18 protein-coding genes are annotated in these 21,493 nt (G+C 60.5%); 13 read left to right on the forward strand and 5 right to left on the reverse strand.

Annotation, left to right across the window (positions count from 1 at the left end):
- Positions 1 to 63: 63 nt before the first annotated feature.
- The 13 genes from CUJ91_RS03400 to CUJ91_RS03460 all read left to right on the forward strand — a co-directional run bounded on the left by CUJ91_RS03400 (position 64) and on the right by CUJ91_RS03460 (position 15,416).
- Positions 64 to 1,482 carry a mannose-1-phosphate guanylyltransferase/mannose-6-phosphate isomerase gene (locus CUJ91_RS03400; RefSeq protein WP_044020718.1) on the forward strand — a complete coding sequence of 473 codons (1,419 nt, stop codon included), beginning with the start codon at positions 64 to 66 and terminating at the stop codon, positions 1,480 to 1,482.
- A gap of 1 nt (position 1,483) precedes the next feature.
- Positions 1,484 to 2,305, forward strand: coding sequence for an ABC transporter permease (locus CUJ91_RS03405; RefSeq protein ID WP_006048648.1), 822 nt, complete (start codon positions 1,484 to 1,486; stop codon positions 2,303 to 2,305).
- A gap of 4 nt (positions 2,306 to 2,309) precedes the next feature.
- Positions 2,310 to 3,086: an ABC transporter ATP-binding protein gene (locus CUJ91_RS03410; RefSeq protein ID WP_006048647.1), complete on the forward strand. Its 777-nt coding sequence runs from the start codon at positions 2,310 to 2,312 to the stop codon at positions 3,084 to 3,086.
- A 245-nt stretch (positions 3,087 to 3,331) separates the two neighbouring features.
- Positions 3,332 to 4,714: a phenylacetate--CoA ligase family protein gene (locus CUJ91_RS03415; protein WP_006048646.1), complete on the forward strand. Its 1,383-nt coding sequence runs from the start codon at positions 3,332 to 3,334 to the stop codon at positions 4,712 to 4,714.
- Complete coding sequence (locus CUJ91_RS03420; RefSeq protein ID WP_006048645.1) at positions 4,711 to 6,327, forward strand: polysaccharide deacetylase family protein; 1,617 nt, start codon at positions 4,711 to 4,713, stop codon at positions 6,325 to 6,327. Before CUJ91_RS03415 ends, CUJ91_RS03420 begins: the two co-directional genes overlap by 4 nt.
- On the forward strand, positions 6,324 to 7,445 hold the full coding sequence (gene wecB, locus CUJ91_RS03425; protein ID WP_006048644.1) for a non-hydrolyzing UDP-N-acetylglucosamine 2-epimerase: 1,122 nt from the start codon (positions 6,324 to 6,326) through the stop codon (positions 7,443 to 7,445). The genes CUJ91_RS03420 and wecB overlap by 4 nt, the downstream gene beginning before the upstream one ends.
- Entirely contained in the window at positions 7,438 to 8,685 is a 1,248-nt protein-coding gene (locus CUJ91_RS03430) for a glycosyltransferase (RefSeq protein WP_006048643.1), read from the forward strand. Before wecB ends, CUJ91_RS03430 begins: the two co-directional genes overlap by 8 nt.
- A gap of 11 nt (positions 8,686 to 8,696) precedes the next feature.
- Positions 8,697 to 9,842 (forward strand): glycosyltransferase, encoded by a 1,146-nt coding sequence (locus CUJ91_RS03435; protein WP_006048642.1) that lies wholly within the window; start codon positions 8,697 to 8,699, stop codon positions 9,840 to 9,842.
- Between the two features lie 3 nt (positions 9,843 to 9,845).
- Entirely contained in the window at positions 9,846 to 11,270 is a 1,425-nt protein-coding gene (locus CUJ91_RS03440) for a UbiA family prenyltransferase (RefSeq protein WP_006048641.1), read from the forward strand.
- The gene (locus CUJ91_RS03445; RefSeq protein WP_006048640.1) at positions 11,267 to 12,586 is read left to right on the forward strand and encodes an FAD-binding oxidoreductase; all 1,320 of its coding nucleotides are present in this window, start codon (positions 11,267 to 11,269) and stop codon (positions 12,584 to 12,586) included. Before CUJ91_RS03440 ends, CUJ91_RS03445 begins: the two co-directional genes overlap by 4 nt.
- Positions 12,583 to 13,323, forward strand: a complete 741-nt coding sequence (locus tag CUJ91_RS03450) for an SDR family oxidoreductase (protein ID WP_006048639.1) — start codon at positions 12,583 to 12,585, stop codon at positions 13,321 to 13,323. Before CUJ91_RS03445 ends, CUJ91_RS03450 begins: the two co-directional genes overlap by 4 nt.
- Positions 13,324 to 13,451: 128 nt before the next feature.
- Complete coding sequence (locus CUJ91_RS03455) at positions 13,452 to 13,871, forward strand: GtrA family protein (protein WP_006048638.1); 420 nt, start codon at positions 13,452 to 13,454, stop codon at positions 13,869 to 13,871.
- A 72-nt stretch (positions 13,872 to 13,943) separates the two neighbouring features.
- Positions 13,944 to 15,416: a hypothetical protein gene (locus CUJ91_RS03460; RefSeq protein ID WP_006048637.1), complete on the forward strand. Its 1,473-nt coding sequence runs from the start codon at positions 13,944 to 13,946 to the stop codon at positions 15,414 to 15,416.
- 1,340 nt (positions 15,417 to 16,756) lie between these two features.
- On the opposite strand, the gene CUJ91_RS03465 is transcribed toward CUJ91_RS03460, so the two are convergent.
- The 5 genes from CUJ91_RS03465 to CUJ91_RS03485 form a co-directional block, all read right to left on the reverse strand.
- Positions 16,757 to 17,914: a methyltransferase domain-containing protein gene (locus CUJ91_RS03465; protein WP_006048635.1), complete on the reverse strand. Its 1,158-nt coding sequence runs from the start codon at positions 17,912 to 17,914 to the stop codon at positions 16,757 to 16,759.
- 219 nt (positions 17,915 to 18,133) lie between these two features.
- Positions 18,134 to 18,865: a class I SAM-dependent methyltransferase gene (locus CUJ91_RS03470; protein ID WP_006048634.1), complete on the reverse strand. Its 732-nt coding sequence runs from the start codon at positions 18,863 to 18,865 to the stop codon at positions 18,134 to 18,136.
- A gap of 92 nt (positions 18,866 to 18,957) precedes the next feature.
- Complete coding sequence (locus CUJ91_RS03475) at positions 18,958 to 19,833, reverse strand: hypothetical protein (protein ID WP_006048633.1); 876 nt, start codon at positions 19,831 to 19,833, stop codon at positions 18,958 to 18,960.
- Positions 19,830 to 20,423 (reverse strand): histidine phosphatase family protein, encoded by a 594-nt coding sequence (locus CUJ91_RS03480; RefSeq protein WP_006048632.1) that lies wholly within the window; start codon positions 20,421 to 20,423, stop codon positions 19,830 to 19,832. Before CUJ91_RS03480 ends, CUJ91_RS03475 begins: the two co-directional genes overlap by 4 nt.
- A 14-nt stretch (positions 20,424 to 20,437) precedes the next feature.
- Positions 20,438 to 21,493 carry a glycosyltransferase family protein gene (locus CUJ91_RS03485; RefSeq protein ID WP_006048631.1) on the reverse strand — a complete coding sequence of 352 codons (1,056 nt, stop codon included), beginning with the start codon at positions 21,491 to 21,493 and terminating at the stop codon, positions 20,438 to 20,440.

The following is a 21,493-nucleotide window of genomic DNA, read 5'->3' on the forward strand; positions in this document are numbered from 1 at the left end:
CGGTGACCAATGAGCGCTGAGCATTATCGGTCGAGTAATAAATACGGTATTGAAGGGGAGCCAGTGGATTTGTTGCCGATCATTCTGTGTGGCGGGGCGGGTTCGAGACTGTGGCCGGTCTCGCGCGAGTCGCACCCGAAGCCGTTCATCCGTCTCGCGGATGGCGAGAGCCTTTTGCAGAAAGCTTTCCTGCGCGCGGTCGCGTTGCCCGGCGTGAAGGAAGTGCTGACGGTAACCAATCGCGAGCTGTTCTTCAAAACGGAAGACGACTTCCGCGAGGTGAACACGAAGGGTTGTGCGACCTCGTTCATTCTCGAGCCGTTCGGCCGCAACACGGCTGCTGCCGTTGCGACCGCGGCGCTGCATACGGCGAAGGCACACGGCGATCAAACCGTGATGCTGGTGTTGGCCGCCGATCATCTGATCGCCGACCAGGCCGCCTTCGCGCAAGCCGTCGCGGCAGCGCAAAAGCTTGCGCAAGCGGGCAAGGTCGTCACCTTCGGCATGCAGCCGCTCACGCCTGAGACCGGCTACGGCTATATCGAGGCGGACGGCGAGAAGGTCGTGCGTTTCTTCGAGAAGCCGTCGCTCGAAAAGGCGCGCGAGTATCTGGCGTCGGGCAAGTTCGTGTGGAACTCGGGCATGTTCTGCTTCACCGCGCGCACTATCCTTAAGGAGATGCAGCAGCATTGCCCCGAGGTACTGAATGCCGCGGCGGAGTGCATGAAGGTATCGCCTTCGGCACAAGGCGCCGACGGCGCCGCGCAGATCCGCCTCGAGCCCGGCTGTTTTGGCACGGTGCCCGACGTTTCGTTCGACTATGCAGTGATGGAGAAGTGCAAGCACGCGGCGGTGGTGCGTTGCGACATCGGCTGGACCGACGTGGGCTCGTGGACTGCGCTGAGCGATCTCTCGCCAGCGGACGCGAGCGGCAATCGCGTGGAAGGCGAGGCGCTGCTGTTCGACGTGAAGAACTGCTATGTGCGCGGCGGCAACCGGCTGATCGGCGCGGTGGGCGTCGAGGATCTGATCGTGATCGACACGCCCGACGCGCTGCTGCTCGCGCACAGAGACCGCGCCCAGGACGTCAAGCAGATCTTCGCGGAACTGAAAGCGCGCGGACATGAAGCGTACAAGGTGCATCGCACGGTGCATCGGCCGTGGGGCACTTACTCGGTGCTGGAGGAAGGCCCGCGCTTCAAGATCAAGCGCATCGAAGTGAAACCCGGCGCGAGCCTGAGTTTGCAGATGCATCATCACCGCAACGAACATTGGGTGGTGGTGAGCGGCATGGCGAAGGTCGTCAACGGAGAGAAGGCGTTCTTCGTGTCGACCAACGAGTCCACCTATATTCCGGCGGGTCATAAACACCGCCTCGAAAATCCGGGCGTCGTCGAGCTCGTGATGATCGAAGTGCAAAGCGGCGAATATCTGGGCGAAGACGATATCGTCCGCTTTGAAGACATTTACGGACGTACTTGAGATGGACATCACCTTTATTAACGACAGTAGTGAAGACCTCACGCGGCACACGCAGAACGACGACCTGATCGTCGGCATGAAGTCGGTGCGCGTGTGGGGCACGCTCGGCTGGCACGACATCCGTCAACGCTATCGGCGTTCGGTGCTCGGGCCGTTCTGGTTCACGTTGAGCACGATCATCATGGTCGTCGTGCTCGGCGCGCTATATTCGACGCTGCTGCATCAGGAGATTTCGGACTATCTGCCGTATCTCGCGGTCGGTCTGGTCGTGTGGGCGTATCTGGCTTCGGTCGCGAACGAAGGCTGTCTTGCCTTTATCGGCGCCGCGTATCTGATCAAGCAGATCAGGTTGCCGCTGACCGTGCACGTGTGCCGTATCGCGTGGCGCAACTTCGTGATCCTGCTGCACAGCTTGCCGGTGGTCGTCGTGCTGCTGGTCGCTTTCGGACGCTGGCCCGGCTGGGAGTTTCTGCTGGTGCCGTTCGCGCTGGCCATTCTGCTGCTGCACGGCGTATGGCTCGGCGTCACGCTCGGCGTGTTGTGCGCGCGCTTTCGCGACATTCCGCCGATCGTCACCAATCTGATTCAGGTCGTGTTCTTTTTCACGCCCGTCATGTGGTCGCCGGAAATTCTGAAAGACCGTGGCTGGATCGCCGACTACAACCCGCTCTATCACCTGATCGAAACGGTTCGCGCGCCGCTCACCGGCCGCCCGACCCATTGGGAGTCGTGGGCCTGGTCAATCGGCTTGTTGATCGTCGGCTTTGCGTTCGCGCAATTCCTAATGAAGCGTTTCCGTAATCGCGTTCCTTACTGGCTTTGATATTGTGAGTTCTTCATCGATTGTCGCTCGTAACATCTCCGTCGAATTTCCGATTTACGAGAACTCGCATCGCTCGCTGAAAAAAGCGGTGCTCAACCTGACGACGGGTGGCCGCATCGGCCAGGACGCCGGCCGTCATGCGATCGTTAAGGCGATCGACGACCTCTCGTTCACCTTCGCAGAAGGCGATCGCGTGGGCCTCGTCGGTCACAACGGCTCGGGCAAGACCACGCTATTGCGCACGCTGTCGGGCGTCTATGCGCCCGTGCGCGGGGAACTGAAGGTGCACGGCAAGATTGCGTCGCTGCTCGACGTGTCGATGGGCCTCGACCCCGACGCAACGGGCTTCGAAAACATCTATTTGCGCGGCATTCTCGACGGCCTGAAGCCGGCGCGCATCCGCGGCAAGATCGACGAAATCGCGGATTTCAGCGAACTCGGCGACTACCTGAATCTGCCGGTGCGCACGTATTCGAGCGGCATGATGCTGCGCCTCGCGTTCGCTATTTCGACGAGCGTCGAAGCCGACATCCTGATCATGGACGAGTGGTTGAGCGTGGGGGACGCCGAGTTCAGCATCAAGGCCGCGGAGCGTCTCGAGAGTCTCGTCGGCAAGGCGTCGGTGCTGGTCGTTGCGTCGCACGATCCGTCGCTCGTGGCACGCGTATGCAATCGCAAGATTTCGATGGAGCACGGCCGGATGATCGCGGATGAACCCGTGGCGCCGCCGGTCGCGAGCGAGGGCCCGCTCGTCAGTCATACCGCGCAGTTGCCGCATTGACGCTGGAGTAAGAGTCGAGGTCGCGGGGCGCGTGGACCATTGGTTGAGGTCTCGCCGTCGCGGCATCGCATGCTGTGTGTCAAGGAAGGCTGGACGCGCGCGCGTGGCACTGTTTGCGCGCGCTTCCATTCGAGGCAAAGTTTCGCGCTTTATACCAATCATGCCGCCGAAGCGCCCGCGAGACTGTCGTGGCGCATCCGGCGGCAGCAGTCAGGCGCAAGAGAGGCGCAACAAGGTTCGAAGTCATGCGAGCTAATCATCCATTCCTGCGTTATTCCGAATCCCTGTTCGTGCGCCAGCCGTTTCGCACGCTGAAGGGTTTTGCCGGCGGCTACATCGCCTATCCGATCGCCGAGAGCCGCGAAAAGCGCAGCGTGCGCCCGAAGATCCAGGAACTGCGTGAGCACTACACGCTGCCGGTGCCGCATCGCCGGCGTATTGCGCTCGAACGGCTCGCGGGCATGCTCGAATTCGCCGGCGCCAAAGTGCCGTACTACCAGGACCTGTTCAAGGCGAAGCAGTTCGATCCGGCGAAGGTCAAGCAAGAGCCGCGTTATCTGGAAGAGCTTCCGTACCTGACCAAGGACATCATCCGCGAGCAGGGGCCGCGCCTTTTGTCCGGGCCGCTCGAAGCCGGACAGCACCATGCGTGCAAGACGGGCGGCTCGACGGGTTTGTCGACCACGATCTACTACGATCAGGAGGGCGCCGACTATTCGTCAGCGGTGACGAACTATTGCCGCGAGCGCATCGGCAAACTGCGCCATCGCTCGGAGCTTCACTTTGCGTGCCGCTTCCCGGATCAGGCGATTCCCGAATGGCCGTCGCGTGAAGACTTCAAATGCTTCGCGATGAACCGCAGCAATATTTTCTTCGACCGTATCGACGATCAGGGCCTCGAGGAAATATGGCGCACGTTGAAGCGCCGCAAGCCTTATCTCGCGCATTCGCATCCGTCCACGATGTACGCGCTCGCCTGCTACGTGCAGCGCAAATATGGCGGCGGCAAGGCGTTCCAGGTGTTCGAGTCGAGCGGCGAACTGCTCGAGCCGCATGCGCGCGAGATGATCGCGTCGGCGCTGCGCTGCCGCGTGATCGACCGTTACGGCCTCGCCGAGCTCGGTGTGATGGCTTATGAACTCGACGGCCACGAAGGCGGCTTCCAGATTCTCGAATCCGAAAGTTGGCCGGAAAGCCGTCTGTCCGAGGGCAATCCGGACGGCGCGCACGAACTCGTGTTCACCGGCTTTCGCAACAAGCTGATGCCGCTGATTCGCTACGCAACAGGCGATCTCGCGCGCGTGCAGGAAACGGAGAACGGCTTTTTCTTGACCGATGTGGTCGGCCGTATTCATGACGTCGTGCCGATCAAGGGCGTCGCGCATCCGACGCATCACATTCAGGACATGCTCGATCATCGCGTCGGCGGAATTCAGGAGTTTCAGATCGATCTGCGCACCTCGCCACCCACGTTGCGCATCGTGCTCGAGCCGCATGCGAGCGCCGAGGAAACCACTGCCAAGCTGCGGCATTTCTGGCAGGACGCGTTCACGATCGCCTATGTCGGACACGACGACTTCGTGCGCGTCGGCAGCCGCGCCAAATTCCGTCACGTGGTGACTGCATGATCGGCGTTCTTTCGTCCGACGCGTCGGCGGAAGCGTGCCGCCATGCGCTCGCCGCCGTGCAGCGCTCGGTTAGCGCAAGCCAGGCGCAGCCGATTTCGCGCAGCCTGCTGCGCGAGGAACTGGCGCCTGACATCGTGGTGGCTGTCGATACGCCCGACGGCTGGAGCGCGGACCTAATCGCCTGGCTGCGCGCCCGGCCTCGCAAGCTCATGGTGTTCGGCAACATGCCGATCGCGCTCGCCGACTATCTGCGCTATCAACGCGCGGAGCCGTCGGCCGATTTCACCGCCACGCTTGCTACTGCGAGCCGCAGCGAGCCTGCGCCGTCAGGCGAGGCGCGGGAAAGCGCAGCCGTGGTCCGCTACCGCATGTTCGCGCGCACGCTGGGCGGCGACGCGTGGCATCGTCCGTTCGAGCGTTTCGATTTCGCCGACGAGTGGAACAACCTGGGCTTCGGCGCGATCCGCGGCGACGGCTCGATGTGGGCAGTCGGCAAGCCGATGCACGTGCCAGCCGAGGTTGAACTTGCTGCTGCGCTGATCGACGGCGAGCGGCAGTTCTCGTACGCCGCGCTGTCGGATGCGGGCGAGTCGAGCGTGTTGTGGTTCAACCGGCCGGTCGGTCCTTGCGACTCGTTCGAATGGCGCCTCGTCGAAAATTTTCTGTCGGGCTATCGGGCGCAGGACAGCCTGCCGTGTCAGCCCGTGTTGAGCGAACTGCCGTGGGGCTACGACGCGGCCATCACGTCGCGCCTCGATTGCGATGAAGGCGTTGAGTCCGCGCGTCCGCTGTGGCAGGCGTATCGACAACTCGGCGTGCCGTTCACGCTCGCCGTCCACACGCAAAACCTGAACTGCGCGGAGCAGCACCGCATTCTGCGCGAACTTCTCGCCGAGCGAACAGAAGGCGCGGTGCTGTCGCACACCGCGACGCATGCGCCCAACTGGGGCGGCACGTACGACAACGCGGTCGCCGAAGGCATGCAATCGGCGGCCTTGCTCGAAGCCGCGACGGGCGCGCCCGTGCGCTATGCGGTGTCGCCGTTTCATCAGTCGCCGCCGTACGCCATGCGCGGTCTCGCGGATGCCGGCTATGAAGGCTGCGTCGGCGGAATCATCGGCAACGATCCCGAGTTTCTGACCGCTCGCGGCGGCGCGCTGGCCGGCATGCCGGCGGGCTTCGTCGCGCACAGCCAGCAGTGCATGCTGCACGGCGATTGCCTGTTGCAAGGAGGCGATCCGCTCGCGATCTTCAAGCAGGCTTTCGACTACGCATACGCAACGAATACGCTGTTCGGCTATCTCGATCATCCGTTCTCCGAGCGTTATACGTACGGCTGGACTGACGAAGCGCAGCGTATCGACGCTCACAAGAAGTTCATCGCGTACATCCGCAGCAAGGCGCACAAGCCGCTCTTTCTGCACGAAGACGCCGCGCTCGATTTTCTCAAGTTCAGGTCGCTTGCCCAGGTCGCCGGAGACGGCGGCGAGTTTCGCGTGCTGACGCCGGGCAATCGCGAAGCCGCGCCGGCGACAGCCTCGACGGCCCTGACGCTCGGCGTCGAATATCGCGGCGCGCATGTGCCGGTCCAACCGGGGAAACCGCTGCAATGAAAGTCATGGTGGTGATGGGTACGCGCCCCGAGGTGATCAAGCTCGCACCCGTCGTGCGCGCGTTGCGTGCGCAGGTCGACACGGTGGTCTGCGCGAGCGGGCAACACAAGGACATGGCCGCGCAAGCGCTTTCGTTCTTCGGCATCGAACCCGATCTCACGCTCGACACGATGAGCGCCGGGCAGACGCTCAACGCGCTGTCGTCGCGCCTCCTTGCTGCGCTCGACCGCGCGCTCGACGAAGTGCGTCCCGACTGGGTGATCGTCCAGGGCGACACGACCACGGCGTTTTGCGCGGGCCTCGCGGCGTTTCATCGCGGCATCAAGGTCGGTCACGTCGAAGCGGGCCTGCGCACCGGCGATCTGACGAGCCCGTTTCCCGAGGAAGCGAATCGCAGTCTGATGAGCCGCATTACCACGCTCCATTTCGCGCCGACTGAACTCGCGCGCCGGCATCTGCTGAGCGAAGGCATTGCCGCGGAAAAAATCGTGGTGACCGGCAATACGGTCGTCGATGCGATTGCCGAGGTCCGCCAAAGCTGGAGCACGACGCCGCCGCAAAGTCCGCTGCCCGCATGGCATGGCGCCGAACAGCAGCACGTTCTGGTCACGTGCCATCGGCGGGAAAATTTCGGCGATGTCTTGCAGGACATCTGCCGCGTGCTGCGCGATCTGTGTCAGCGCTACAGCGCTTACCGATGGGTGTTTCCTGTGCACCTGAATCCTGCTGTGCGCGGCCCCGTGCATCGCGAATTGGACGGCATTGCGAACCTCGCGCTGATCGAACCCGTCGACTATCCGACGAGCCTGTATCTGATCAGCCGCAGCGCGGTCGTGGTCAGCGATTCGGGCGGCATCCAGGAAGAAGCGCCGACGTTCGGCGTGCCGGTCGTCGTGATGCGCAATCACACGGAACGCCGCGAAGGCGTCGATGCCGGCTTCGCGACGCTCGCGGGCCAGGCGCCGGAGAACATCGAAAGCGCGGTGGCGGGCTGGCTCGACGATCCGGCGCGCCGCGAGGCGCTGCGCAACCGCGCGAATCCTTATGGCGACGGGCTGGCTTCGCACCGTATCGTCGAGAGCCTGTTGGGCCGGCCGGTCGAGGTGTTCATTGGTTGACGGCAAGGATGTCGTGTCGGCCGCGCGCGACTGCGTGCTCTTTTCGACCGCCGACTGGGATGAACCGTATTGGACCAACAAGCAGCATACGGCGAGCATTCTCGCGGCGCGCGGCTGGCGGGTTCTGTATGTGGAGAGCGTCGGCTTCCGTTCGCCGAAAGTCGGCAGCGGCCGCGACTGGGCGCGCCTGTGGCGGCGCTTGTGGCGCGGCGTGCAGTCGCTCGTGCTCGGGCCACCGCGGCGCGCGGCGAACATCTGGGTGCTTTCTCCGTTGATGGTGCCGGCCGGACATCATCTGCCGTTCGTGCGCTCGCTGAACCAGGCGCTGCTGCGCATTTCCGTCGCACGTTTTGCGAAGGGGCATCGCTACCAGGATCCTGTCGTGTGGACATATCACCCGTACATGCTCGACTCGATTGCGACGCTGCGGCGCGGACCGCTCGTTTATCACTGCGTCGACGATATTGCGGCGATTCCCGGTGTGGACGTGGACGCGTTTCGCAGCGCGCAGCAGGCGCTGCTCGGTCAATGCGAGGCCGTGTTCACGACGGCGATGTCGTTGAAAGAAGTGTGCTTGCCGTTCAACCGCAACACGCATTTTTTCGGCAACGTGGTCGACGACGCGCATTTCGGCGAGGCTCGCGCCGATGGTCCGCTGCCCGCCGAACTCGCTGCGATCCCCGAGCCGCGGCTCGTGTATCACGGCGTGCTGTCCGACTTCAAAGTGGACTTTCCGCTGTTGATGCAGACCGCCGAGGCGCGTCCGCAGTGGCAATGGGTAATCATTGGCGAAGAGCGGGAAGGGCAGCGCAGCGAACTGCTCGCGCAACTGGCGCGCTTGCCGAATGTGCACCTGCTCGGCTATCGCACCTATGAGTCGCTGCCGCAATATTTGCGCGGCATGCGCGTCGGCGTGCTGCCGACTTTGCTCAACGAATACACCCGCTCGATGTTCCCCATGAAGTTCTATGAATACCTCGCGGCGGGGTTGCCCGTCGTGTCGACGCCGCTCGACTTCGCGAGGGAGCCGCGCGGGGGGCTGGAAGTGGGCGGCAATGCCGACGCATTCATCGCGGCAATCGAAAAACAGTTGGCGCGCGGCAAGCTTTCCACCCAGGAAGCCGTCGCGGCGGTCGGCGAGAACACGTGGGAGCGCAGGCTCGACAAGATGCTCGCGATCACCTTCGAGGGCCGCGTGTCCGGCAACGGCCTGCCGGCTTCGCTGAACGCTGCCGCTTGAGTGATGAGCGCATGAAAGTTCTGCATATTTACCGTACGTATTTTCCCGACCCGCCTGGCGGGCTTCAGGAAGCTATCCGGCAGATCGCGTTGTCCACGCGGACATGCGGCGTCGAGCCTCGCATCTTCACTTTGTCGCCGACGCCCCGGCCACCCGCGATCGACTTTCCCGAGGGCCGCGTGGTGCGGGCGAAATCGTGGGCAGCCCCGGCGTCGTGCGATCTCGGCGGTATCGGTTCGCTGACGACGTATCGCGAGATGGCAGACTGGGCTGATGTCGTGCATTTTCATTTTCCGTGGCCCTTCGCTGATGTGCTGCATCTTCTGGGCGCCACCAAAAAGCCCACCGTGATGACGTATCATTCGGACGTCGTGCGACAGAAGGTCCTCGGTGCCGTCTACGGGCCGCTGATGCGACGCACGTTGCGCAGCATGTCAGCGGTGGTCGCGACCTCGCCGGCTTATGCACAGACGAGCGAGACGCTGGCCGCATGCGTGCAGGGCGAGCGGCTCAAAACGATTCCGCTGGGCATCATCGATTATCGGGACGCCCCTCATTCGCAGGACACAGAGCGGGATATTGTGAGCCGGCTCGGGCTGGCGAACGGCGAACCGTATTTTCTGGCGCTCGGTGTGTTGCGCTATTACAAGGGCTTGCATACGCTCGTCGAGGCCGCGCGTGTCGTGAATGCGAAAATCGTGATCGCGGGTTCCGGGCCGGAACGCGAGCGGCTGAGTGCGTTGGCACGGCAGACCGGCGCGACGAATGTTGTGTTTGCGGGCCAGGTGACGCATGAGGAAAAAGTCGTGCTGCTCAGGAATTGCCGCGCGATGGTATTGCCTTCCCATTTGCGCTCAGAAGCGTTTGGCATGGTGCTCGTCGAAGCAGAGATGTTCGGCAAGCCGATGGTGTGCTGCGAAGTGGGATCGGGTACTTCATATGTGAACGAGAACGGTGTAACCGGCTTTGTCGTTGCTCCCGAAGCACCGCAAGAACTGGCGCGCGCCATGAACGCGCTGCTCGACGACGACGCGCTGGCGGTTCAGATGGGCCGCGCGGCGCGCGAGCGTTACGAGGCGCTCTTCTCAGGGCTGGCGCTGGGCAGGGCGTATGGGGCGTTGTATCGGGAAATTGCGCCGCCGGGGCGTAAGGGGTAGTACATGCAATGGAAAACGTTGGCCGTCGATCTGGACGGTACATTGATCCGATCTGACATTCTGGTCGAGACGGGGTTCGCCTACGTCAAGGCAAATCCGTTGTCGTTCTATCGCCCCTTGATCTGGTTCGCGCGCGGCGGCAAGGCGCATCTGAAGTCGAATCTGGCGAGAGCCACTCACGTCGACATCACGACATTGCCGTACGACACCAAGGTTATCGAATGGCTCAAGCGCGAACGCGCCGCTGGTCGCCCGATGGTGCTGGCAACCGCAAGCGACGCGCGCTATGCGGAAGCTATCTCCGGGCATCTCGGCCTGTTCGACAAGACGCTCGCCACCGACGGCAAGGTGAACCTGTCGTCGGGCCGCAAGCGTGACGCGCTCGTGCGTGAATTCGGCAACAAGGGTTTCGACTATGCGGGCAATTCGCACGACGACATTGCTGTCTGGGAAGCCGCAGAGCGCGCCTACGTCGTCAATCCGTCTCCGGGCGTCGAGCGTCGCGCTCGTAAGCTGGGCAACGTCGAAAGCGTGATCGAGACGCGCAAGAGTTCGCTACATGTGTGGCTCAAGGCGCTGCGCGTGCATCAGTGGCTGAAGAACCTGCTGATTTTTATTCCGCTGCTGGCATCGCATCAAGTCGCGTCGCTGGACCTAGACCTGCGCGCCGTGCTCGCCTTCGTGCTGTTCGGCTTGTGTGCATCGAGCGTCTATCTGCTCAATGATCTGCTGGACCTAGAAGACGATCGGCATCATCACAGTAAGCGTCGGCGTCCGTTCGCGTCCGGTTCGCTGTCTATCATCTCAGGCATGGTCGCCTTTCCGGTGCTTGCCGTCTGCTCGTTCGTGGGTGCGTTGCTCTGGCTACCGTTGCGCTTTGCAGGGGTGCTCGCCGGCTATTACCTACTGACCATGGCGTATTCTTTCCTGCTCAAGCGTCGCGTGATCCTCGACGTGGTCGTGCTGGCCATGCTCTACACGGCGCGCATCATCGCCGGCACGGCGGCGCTGCGAATGACGCTGACGTTCTGGTTACTCGGCTTCTCGATGTTCCTGTTTTTGAGCCTCGCGCTCGTCAAGCGTTACGCCGAGTTGCATGCAACGCGCGCGGCAGGTGGTGCGAAAGCGCGCGGACGCGGCTATGTTGCCGACGATCTGCCGATGATCTCGTCGCTTGGTGCTGCATCGGGCTACCTGTCGGTGCTGGTTCTCGCGCTTTACATCCAGGACTCGAAGACCGCGCATCTTTACGGCCACCCCCAGGTCATCTGGCTTGCCTGCCCGCTGTTGCTGTACTGGATCAGCCGCACCTGGCTTATCACACACCGCGGGCTGATGCACGACGACCCCGTGGTTTTTGCTGCGAAAGACCGGACCAGTGTGCTGATCGTCGCGTTGATGGCTCTGGTTTTCTGGCTCGCGGTATGACGGGGCCGCTGAGATCTTGGGGACGTTATCCCGACTTTCCGCAAGCCGGGCATGCGGTTCAATGGCGCGACCGGGTGCGCCCGGTATTCGCGCAGACAGCGCAGGCGCATGGAACGACGCTCGCCTATGGGAACGGGCGCAGCTACGGTGACAGTTGCCTCGCCGCGACCGGTCATGTGGTACATACACGCGGCCTTGACCGCTTCATTGCTGCAGACTGGACGACCGGTGTCGTGCGGGCGGAAGCCGGCGCCATGTTCGCCGATGTTCTCGAGATCGCGGTCACGCGCGGCTGGATGTTGCCGGTCACGCCGGGCACTAAGTATGTGACGCTGGGCGGGGCGGTGGCGAACGACGTGCATGGCAAGAACCACCATGTGCGTGGCACATTTGGCCGTCATGTGCGCCGCTTTTCGTTGCTGCGCTCCGATGGCGAATCACTCGAATGTTCGCCGCACGATAACGCGGAGTATTTCGCCGCGACGATTGGCGGCCTCGGGCTGACCGGCGTGATCACATGGGTCGAAATTCAACTAATGCCGATCCGTTCGAGCCAGATCTCGGTCAAAAGCATTCGCTTCGAGAATCTCGACGAATTCTTTACGTTATCCCAAGAACTCGACAATCAGTACGAGTACAGCGTCGCGTGGATCGACTGCGTGAGCCGCGGCTCGGCGCTCGGGCGCGGGCGCTTCATTGTCGGCGATCATGCGGAGCAGGGCGGTCTGCAACTGCCGGCCAGGAAGAAGCACACGGTGCCGCTCACGCCGCCCATTTCGCTCATCAATCCGCTCACGTTACGCGCGTTCAATACGCTGTACTACTACCGTCAGCAGCAAAAGACGGTGGCGAGCGAAGTCGACTACGACAGCTACTTTTATCCGCTCGACAGTCTACTCGAATGGCACCGGATTTACGGCAAGCGCGGCTTTCAGCAATATCAGTGCGTGCTTCCGCAAGCCGAATCGCGTGCAGGCATGCGTGCGATTCTCGATACCATCGGCAAGAGCGGCGCCGGCTCGTTTCTCGCAGTGCTTAAGCGCTGTGGCGATATAGCTTCGCCTGGCCTGCTGTCCTTTCCCATGGCCGGCGCATCGCTAGCGCTGGACTTTCCGCAGCGCGATGAAGGCAATCGACGGCTCTTCGAACGACTCGACGCCATCGTGCGCGGGGCCGGAGGGCGGCTCTATCCAGCCAAGGACGCGCACATGTCGGCGAGCGATTTTCAGCGCGCCTATCCCGCCTGGCATCGCCTGGAGGCATTACGCGATCCGGCATTGATGTCACGTTTCTGGCAACGAACCACACAAACATGAAAAAAGTCCTGATAGTCGGTGCGACATCCGCAATCGCCATTGCTTGCGCGCGCCGTTGGGCGTCCGAGGGAGCTGCTTTGTTTCTCGTCGGGCGCCAGGCGGAGCGCCTCCAGCAGATAGCCGCCGATCTCGTCACGCGCGGCGCCACCGCGGCGCGTGCCCACGTGCTCGACATGAATGATTTCGACGCGCATCAGGCCATGCTCGATGCGTGCGTGGGCGAGCTCGGCGGCATCGACATTGCTCTGATCGCACACGGCACGCTCTCGGATCAGAAGGCCTGCGAGCAGGATGTGAAGATTGCGATGCATGAGTTGTCGACCAATGGCCTGTCGGTGATCGCATTGTTGACGCCGCTCGCGAACCTAATGGAAGCCTCGAAACGCGGTGTGATCGCGGTAATTTCATCGGTGGCAGGCGATCGCGGGCGTCCATCCAATTACGTCTACGGCACGGCGAAGGCAGCAGTCAGCACCTTCTGCGAAGGCTTGCGCGCGCGGCTATTCAAATCCGGCGTGCATGTGCTGACCATTAAGCCGGGCTTTGTCGATACACCAATGACGGCCGGCATGCCCCTGCCGGGGCCACTCGTTGCGACTCCCGAGCGTGTGGCCGGTGACATCATTCGAGCGGTCGAACGTAAGAAGGATTCGATTTACACACCGTGGTTCTGGTCGGGGATCATGTTGATCATCCGGTCGGTGCCCGGGCGAATATTCAAACGGCTCGCGCTTTAACTGCCACCGTCACCACGGCCAGTCTTTGCAGTCGTGTTGGCGAACTGATTGCTTTTCCAGCCGTCCGATACTGCCACTGCGTTCCGGTGCCGGGCGTCTCCCATTTGACTGATGATGGTGCGCCACTTGTGAATTCACCCGCAACGCCTTTGAGTCCGACACGTCTCGTCACTCTTTATACTCTATTTGCAGGAATTGCAATTCTCGCGAACATTGGATCGCAAAAGCTTTCTCTGCTCGCTTATTCGGGTCCATTCGGCGTGCCGCTGTCGGTCTTCGTGGGAACCGGTGGCGGCCTCGTCCTGAAATTCCTGCTCGACAAAACCTGGATCTTCCGATACCAGCATCGCGACATGTCGCACGGAATTCAGAGTTTCGCACTTTATACCGTGATGGGTCTGGCGACGACCGCAATCTTCTGGGCTTTTGAGTTCGGCGGAGATGCTATGTTCCACTCGGAAGCCGCGCGTTTTATCGGCGGAGCGATAGGGCTGGCGATTGGCTATGTGGTCAAATACCGGCTGGACAAAAAATTCGTGTTTTCTTGACTGCGGTAGACGCGCAGATATCTCCGGCGCCGTGATTGCTAACCGGCGTGTCGCCAACGACAAACTAACTCCATGAGTATGCAACGACTTAGACGGTACGTTTTAGAGAACGCCCTGCTGCTGGCGGCGACCATCGCCGTGGGCGGTTTTTTGGCGTGGCAGAATCGCAATTTCCAGCTGGACGATGCACTGATCTACCTCCGGTATTTGCGTAATCTGTTCGATGGAAACGGGCTGACGTACAACACCGGTGATCGGTTCAATGGCCTCACATCGCCGCTGTATTCCTATCTGCTGATAGTCGCTAACCTGATCGCTGGGAACCTGCAATACGCGACGATTTTCCTGTCGTTCTTGTTCCTATGCGCGGCGGCTATTACTGGCGCACATCTACTCTGTGATAACAAGTACGAGCAGATCCTGTGCGCCTTGCTCGTCGTGTCGTTCAATTACTTTTACGATACGTTCGGGATGGAAACCTCGCTGTTTTTGTTCCTTACAGCGCTTGCGTTGATACTCTATGGTAGGGACCAGTTCTTCCCTCTAGGCGTTGTGTTGGGTTTACTCTTTATAACTCGTAGCGAAGGCGTGTTTCTCGGTGCCGTGCTGGTCGGTGATTACGTCCTTAGAACGAAGAAGCCGCCGCATGCCAAGTATTTCATCGCGCCGGCCATTTTGCTCGCGGGCAATTTCCTGTTCAATTACTACTATTACGGTGCTTTTCTACCCGCGACCGGCAATGCCAAAATCGGCCAAGGTAAGTCGGGATTTTGGGGAGAAGGGCTGATTTTCCTGCATGTGCAGTACATGAAGGACGCATTCCTCGGCGGCAGCTTCAAGCTACTCTCTTTCATGGTGCCCGTGGGCCTCTTGGGAATGTTGACTAGTCTCAGGAAGATGTCGGTGCGACTGGTACTCGGCTATTTGATCCTACTGGGTGCGTTCTACGTCTTTCTGCATATTCCGAACTATCACTGGTACTACGCTCCGTTCTATTTCTTCTGGTTGCTGTTCGTCAGTGTCGGTGCATGGAAGGTATTGAAGTTTACCTATGTGCGGTCCCAGGAAAGCGCAGTGTTCATGACGCTTTTCCTCGCGTTTTTCCTCATCACGGCCGCGTTTGGCTATCGAAGCTTCCAAATTTCCAACGTCCAGCGAGGTTCGATGGACGCCTACAGAAATATCGGCGGATGGTTGAAGGACAATACGGTAAACAACTCGGTAATTGCCATGGTAGAAATCGGGACGGTCGGATGGTACTCGCACCGGTACATCATTGATATTCTTGGTTTAACGAACCGCTACAACGCTGATTACATCGCTCGCGGGGACGTCTACTCTTGGCTCTCGAAGTACAGTCCCGACTATATTTTGGTGCATCAACCGCTGTGGCGCTTTGAGGTAAGCGTAAATTGCCTGCTCGAGAGTGGAGCGTACGCACCTGTGGAAGCGTTCAACTTTGCTGGCTACCGGCTGTTGAAGAAAGGCGACTCTCCTGAGACGCAACGGCGGATCAAAGTATGCTCAAAAGGACCACGCACCTAACTAGCAGTTGTTGATGTCCGAGGTACTTCAGGTTTGGCGACGGGTCGTTTTGTGCGACAAGCCAGCTTGGAGATTGGCAAACCAGTTCGATTTGAGACGGCTACTAGATATCAACATGCACCGCACGAAATTCTATTCATTGCCGCTGCTGGTGTTTGTTTGCGCATTTTTGCTTATGTGGTTTCGGGCGCCGCTACGCATTGAGCATGGATTCCTATAGGCCGAGGATTCAACCATCTTCATCACTCAAGCTCATGAACTCGGGGCGCGCCCATTCGTTCAGGCCTATTCAGGATATCGGCATTTTGTCCCGCGGCTGATGGCATGGCTCTAAATGAGAACGAGTTCTGTGGACGCAGCGCCGTATTTTTCATGTGGGCGTGCGCGCTCATCACGGCGCTGTCCACTAGTTATATGGCGTATGTTGTGCGCCAGCTCTCGTCTGCCATTGCGGCCCTTTTTGCGCTGGCCCATTGCTGGTTCCGCAAACCGGCGAGATGCTTCTCAACGTCGCGAATATCCAATGGATACTTTTTCTACACTCCTCATTCTGTTGTGGGAGAACCTGTTTAGCCCGCCTCGATCGGGATACTTCGTTCGCGGGCTGGTGGCGGCGGCGATCTCGCTGACGGGACCGTTCGGAATCATCGCGCTCGTACGGACCCTCGTGGCTTGCGTTTGCGTATGGCGTCGCGGTGGCGTTTTTCGCGTTGCCAATTGGATTTGTGCTCGTCTATCTTGCTGGCGTCGCCGGACAAATCTATGCGATGGAACGAACGCGTCGCCGACGCTAGAATTTGGCACTCCACCGTATATGTTTCGGTGCGGCATCCGGCTGATCCGGGAGATATTTGTGGGCCTTCTTCCGGCACCCAATAATGTCTCGACTGTCCTCGGTCTAATCCCGGCGGTTGCATTTGTGTCGGTGGCGCTCGCATCGAGTGCGCATGGGGTCTGCCTACTTCTTGCGCCGACGGCGGTGGCAATCTGGCTATTAGGCGCGGCCCGAACGAACCCCATTGCCGATCATATGTTTTGGTACGGTACTGGCGCTCGCTACATTTATGCGGCGCTCTTGTTCGCTTTCTCGGCGACCCTGCTTCCAATCGAGACAACGACGTTGGCCGTATGCGTGTGTCATTCTGCTAGCCAGCGCGACCCGCTTCCAGGCCTCGGAATGGCCCATTTGGAAGATCACTCACGAGAACACTGAATATGTTCTTAAAGTCGCGCAGAACCGGACTGCGCGCGCGTATCCCGGACTCCCGGTGAGTGGTTGTAGCAAAAATCTGGCACTGCGGCGCATGGAAAGTACGTGCGCTGCCACGCACGTGTTCCTGTCATTTTGGGCCAGTTACATCCGCACGTTCTGTAGTGAGTATTGCGGGCGGCGGATGAATCGGCCGGCCCTCGTGCCACCCGAAATGCATGTAATGAAGCACCGGGTCCACGCCTGCGTCGAGCACATCAGGATTGGCCGCAAGATAATCGACTGGATCGAAATCGGGCGGCAAAGCAATCGGCTCGATTGGATCGAGATCGTACTTCCGCCCAGTAACGCGAGCGACAGGCGCTGCTTCGTCCGACCCAACGGTCATTTCCTTTAGTTTGCGGCGCGCCCGCGAGAACGGCGCGCCCACTGTGACGTCGTTCGCCGCGCGTTCCATGCGTCGCCAGCTTTCGGCGATGTATTGCCGGTCACACGAACGCCGAAGCACGACCGAGAACTCGATGCCGTTTCGCACAGTGTCGGCGAAGTCCTCGCACGCGAAGTCGATGAGGTCCATGTCGCATAGATTCGCGATCAGGTTCGCGAACGACCGCGGCGTAAAGACCCAGCAATGGACGTCGTGATAGGTGCCGTTTTCGACGACGTCGCGCGCGAGGTGCAGCGCGCCTTGCCACGTGTGATGCCGTTTAGCCGAAGCGCGGTCGATGCGTCCGCGCCACGCCTGCGCTGTACTGATATCGGCGGCATTCAGACAATGATCGAAGAGACAAAACGGACGAGGCACCCGCGCGCGTTCCACGTAGCTCGTGAGGACCTCGGGCAGGCCGCTCTCGCGCCGGAAATAGTCGAACGTGAAGCGCCGGTCGGGCACGGCGAGACGCACTTCGCCGGTCGGCTTCAGCACGGCGGCCAGTTCGCGCAGCCACGTGACCAGATCGGGAACGTGCTCGACGACGTGCGAGGCCACCACATAATCGACATACTGCCCACCGATGGCTTCGTGCAGCGTATTCATGCCCCACACCGCATCCACTTCGACGATCTCGTTTGCGTCGACATGCGGATCTTCGCGATACTTCTCGCGCAGATGCGGCGTGTCGGTGTGATCCACGTAGATGATCTTGCCGGCATCGGCACGGCGAACCAGCGGCCAGCACAGCGCGCCGATTTCGACGCCCACGCTTTGCTTCAGATGGAGTCCCCGCAGAAGGCGGGCGCGGCGCTTCTCTCTTGCAACGGTGTCGCGGTCGTTGCTCTCCTTCGTCATGTCTCCTCCTCATCGAACTGCATCCTGAGCCGCTCGATTCATGCGTCACGCGTAGTGGCGCAAAAACGCACAACGCGAAAAGATGGTTAGCGTACATGCGTCGGATGGCGCCCGGCATGAGACAACGCAACCCGTTGCATGTACCAAACGTGAAGGGCAGCGCGTGTCTATCGCACGCGTGCTGGCTGAGCCGACAATGGCTCGCGACTAAAGAATAGCTTACTCGCGCGAGATGAAGAAAACGTCCTGATGATTGTCCCATCCGCCGCGGCGGTACTCGAGAATCTCGACGCCGTTTTCGCGGCAGACGTCGCTCACCCATTGATGGGGAATGAGTGCAATGCCGTAACTGTCGCCGATGTAGTCGACGGTTTTGGACTCGAGCGAATGGTCGGGCATGTAGTTCACGAAACCGTATTGACCGGCGTCGTAACTGGCGAGCAAATGAGTGCGCGCGGCGTCGCCCACCTGATAGCAATCCACAGTGCCCAAAATTTCGCGCGAACGCTCGCCGTGCGTGGTGACGACCGCAACGCCGCCCGGTTTCAGTTTCTGCAAGAAGTGCTTCATCACCGTGCGGGCGTTGTGGCCCGACAGATGTGTGATGAGCGAGCCGAGCGCGGCAACGTCGAAGAACTCATCCGGAACGTTCTTGAACTCATACACCGGATCGACGATGGAATACGCATTGACGCTGAATTCCTCGACGCAAAAGTCGACGGCCGGCACCATGATGTCGGCCACGTGTATCTGTTGCGGATAGAAGCGGGAAACGAGGTGACGCGTGACGCGGCCATAACCGCACGGCAATTCGAGAACGTTTGGCGAGCGCGCATTCGCGAGCGCCGCTGCGTGAGAGACGAAGTCGGCCATTTGCGTGCCGACCGAGGCGTAATGTTCGGCCGAACCATGAAACATGTCGTCGTTCGGATGAATGCGTGCTGACTGCATAAGCGTTTTCTCGAGAGAAATGGACTGGCCGCGCGTGGCGGTTCTTGTGTTTCGTCAAACGGGCTGCAGTTACAACGCAAAGCCGCCGTCTATTAGATCCTCACCGGCTGCCCCGTATGCGGATGTGGCCGCGTTGCATAGAAATCGAAAAAATGTTTTTGCCACAACGCGCAGACCGTCTGCATCTGTTCGATCAGCGCCGGTTCGAACACATCGGACGCATCGGCTTTGTCGATCTTTGCGCGCATGCGGTCGAACAACAGCTTCTCGAAGTCATTGATGCAGTACTCTCGCACCGTATTAGCATCGAACGTATAGGCGGCGCGTGGCAGTTCGGGATGCAAAGAAATATAGGTGCTGAAAAGGCGCTCGACAATGAACGGCAAAAACGGCGCCGGGTCCGTGTGCATCGTATCGGTCATCACGCCGATGGCCGCTTCGTGCGACGGATTTGCTTCGAGAAAATCGGCAATCGGCAACAGCGTGTTGCCGACATACTCGTTCCAGAAGCGGCGCGAGCCGACCCAGAAGTTGCAGTAAGCGAGCGTGGCCGGTCCATGCCGCGGCGTATCCGCAATCGATATGTCGACACCGCTCGCATCCAGCAGCGCCTGCGCCGCGCGGGCGAGGCCAGGATGCGCCTCTTCACCCTGCATCCACACATTGAACGACCAGTAGGCGAGTTGCGGAAACGGATTGATGAAAGCGACGTCCGCGCCGTCGTGGCGCTGCACGAAATCGAGAAACCCGCTGCCGGCGATCTTCGACTTGAGCGAGAACTTCGGCGAAAAGAGGCCCGTATAGTCGTGCCGCAGATGCTCGCCGTTGCGATACATGTCGGTCAGGATCTTGAACTCGCGCCACTCGGGACGCGCATTGTCGGCGCGCACCAGCGGCAGGAAGTCCGCGCAGGTCAGCGTCTGATCCTGCGAGTAGATCGGCTCGAATATCGCAACGGTCTTGCTCATACGTGGCCTGCGCGTTCGAGGCAGTAGCGGTTCAGATCCGAACGCCATTTCAGATAACTGAACGACGCATTCGGCACGGTGAAGCTTGGGTAATGCGTTTCGATAGGCACGCCGAGCAGATGCTGCAACACGACGCTGATCGGCCCGCCATGCGCGACCGCCACGGTCAAACCGCTTTCGTTCACATGCGGGCGCACTTCCGACTCGACCCACGCTTGCACGCGCTCCGCCATCTCGAGATGCGATTCGCCTTCTTCGTAGCGGTTTCTGATGTTGGCGTTGAAGTCGGGAAACGCGCGATTGAACTCGAGCTCCAGCCACGTCGCGTATTTGCCCGGATGCGTTTCCGCGAGCCGCGCATCGTAGGTAATCGGCGTGGCGGCGTCGAACAGCAACTCGGCGGTTTCGCGTGCACGCGCCCACGGGCTGCAATAAAAGCGCGACGGTTTGAAGGCGAAACGCTCGAGCGTCGCCGCGAGATTGATCGACTGTTTTCGGCCGAGCTCGGTGAGTCCGTCCTTGTCCGTTGAGATCAGCAGTCCCTTTTCATTCGCGACCGATTGGCCGTGTCTGATCAATAGAAGATCCATAGTGTCGTATCCGTTCAGACCGGATTGTCGCCGGTGATGAGTTCAAGGAACGTCCTGGCCGGACCGGCGAGGCCGAATCGCTCATGCGTGTCGGCGTGCGCGTTAATGCGCAACGAGTCGCGCAACCGCTTGTCCTGGTACACTTTCTCCATCCCGGCGGCCCACTCTTCAGGCGTGTTGTTCACGAGCAATCCGGTTTCTTCATTCGATACCGCTTCCTCGTAAACCGGCGAGCGCGAGTAGATGCCGGGAATGCCGAGGCTGCCGTAGTCGATGTACTTGATGCACGACTTGCAGCTATTGAAGAACAGCGCGTCCGGGTCTTCGCGGCCGCCGAGCGGCACGATCGAAAACATATAGCCCGCATCGCGAATCGCCGCTTTATAGGCGTGGTTCTCGAGAAAGCCCTTGGAAACAAGCCGCGGAATGCGGGACATTTCCGGGAAGCCGTCGCCCCAGAATTCCAGTACGACTTCCGGATGCCGCTCCAGAAAGTCGACCACGACTTTGAAGAACTCCTTTCTGAACTGAACGAGCTTGATGCCGTCCGTATTCGAGAACAGGATTTTGGGCGGCGTGGCTTCATGCCAGTTCGACGGACCGGAAGGCAGCGCGTCGTGATCGAAACCATTCGGAATCACCACGACCGAAGGCCGCAGGCGTCTCAGCTTGTTGCGCAGCGTGTCGTTCGACACGGTCGCAATCGACGCCTGGCGGATCAGCCACGTGATATTCGCGAGCAGGTCGTCGTTCAGATCGGTCACGCTGTACATCGGCAAGTCGATGATCCAGTCGTCCATATCGTAGATGGTGCGCAGGCCGAGGTCGTTGGCCATGCGCATCACGTCGGTCGCACGGTTCGACGTGTGCTTGTTGAACAGCACCGCATCGAAACGCCGCAATTGCCCGACGGTCACGTCGCTTTCAACAATCTCTTCCCATTCGAGCATCCGGTTGTTCGCCATGTAGCCGAGCAAGGGACCGAAGCGGGCAGCAATGGAGCGGGACATCAGCCTGTCGTGCGACAGCGAGATTCGCTGAACAACCAGTAGGCGAGGAATTTTCGGCAT

This window comes from Paraburkholderia graminis (assembly GCF_003330785.1).
Classification (GTDB): domain Bacteria; phylum Pseudomonadota; class Gammaproteobacteria; order Burkholderiales; family Burkholderiaceae; genus Paraburkholderia; species Paraburkholderia graminis.

Excerpts from the sequence above, each read along its gene's own strand:
- CUJ91_RS03450 (WP_006048639.1), top strand. The coding sequence starts at position 12,583 with ATGAAAAAAGTCCTGATAGTCGGTGCGACATCCGCAATCGCCATTGCT.
- CUJ91_RS03470 (WP_006048634.1), bottom strand. The coding sequence starts at position 18,865 with ATGCAGTCAGCACGCATTCATCCGAACGACGACATGTTTCATGGTTCG.
- CUJ91_RS03435 (WP_006048642.1), top strand. The coding sequence starts at position 8,697 with ATGAAAGTTCTGCATATTTACCGTACGTATTTTCCCGACCCGCCTGGC.
- CUJ91_RS03475 (WP_006048633.1), bottom strand. The coding sequence starts at position 19,833 with ATGAGCAAGACCGTTGCGATATTCGAGCCGATCTACTCGCAGGATCAG.
- CUJ91_RS03460 (WP_006048637.1), top strand. The coding sequence starts at position 13,944 with ATGAGTATGCAACGACTTAGACGGTACGTTTTAGAGAACGCCCTGCTG.
- CUJ91_RS03465 (WP_006048635.1), bottom strand. The coding sequence starts at position 17,914 with ATGACGAAGGAGAGCAACGACCGCGACACCGTTGCAAGAGAGAAGCGC.
- wecB (WP_006048644.1), top strand. The coding sequence starts at position 6,324 with ATGAAAGTCATGGTGGTGATGGGTACGCGCCCCGAGGTGATCAAGCTC.
- CUJ91_RS03415 (WP_006048646.1), top strand. The coding sequence starts at position 3,332 with ATGCGAGCTAATCATCCATTCCTGCGTTATTCCGAATCCCTGTTCGTG.
- CUJ91_RS03405 (WP_006048648.1), top strand. The coding sequence starts at position 1,484 with ATGGACATCACCTTTATTAACGACAGTAGTGAAGACCTCACGCGGCAC.
- CUJ91_RS03480 (WP_006048632.1), bottom strand. The coding sequence starts at position 20,423 with ATGGATCTTCTATTGATCAGACACGGCCAATCGGTCGCGAATGAAAAG.
- CUJ91_RS03485 (WP_006048631.1), bottom strand. The coding sequence starts at position 21,493 with ATGCCGAAAATTCCTCGCCTACTGGTTGTTCAGCGAATCTCGCTGTCG.
- CUJ91_RS03420 (WP_006048645.1), top strand. The coding sequence starts at position 4,711 with ATGATCGGCGTTCTTTCGTCCGACGCGTCGGCGGAAGCGTGCCGCCAT.
- CUJ91_RS03445 (WP_006048640.1), top strand. The coding sequence starts at position 11,267 with ATGACGGGGCCGCTGAGATCTTGGGGACGTTATCCCGACTTTCCGCAA.
- CUJ91_RS03440 (WP_006048641.1), top strand. The coding sequence starts at position 9,846 with ATGCAATGGAAAACGTTGGCCGTCGATCTGGACGGTACATTGATCCGA.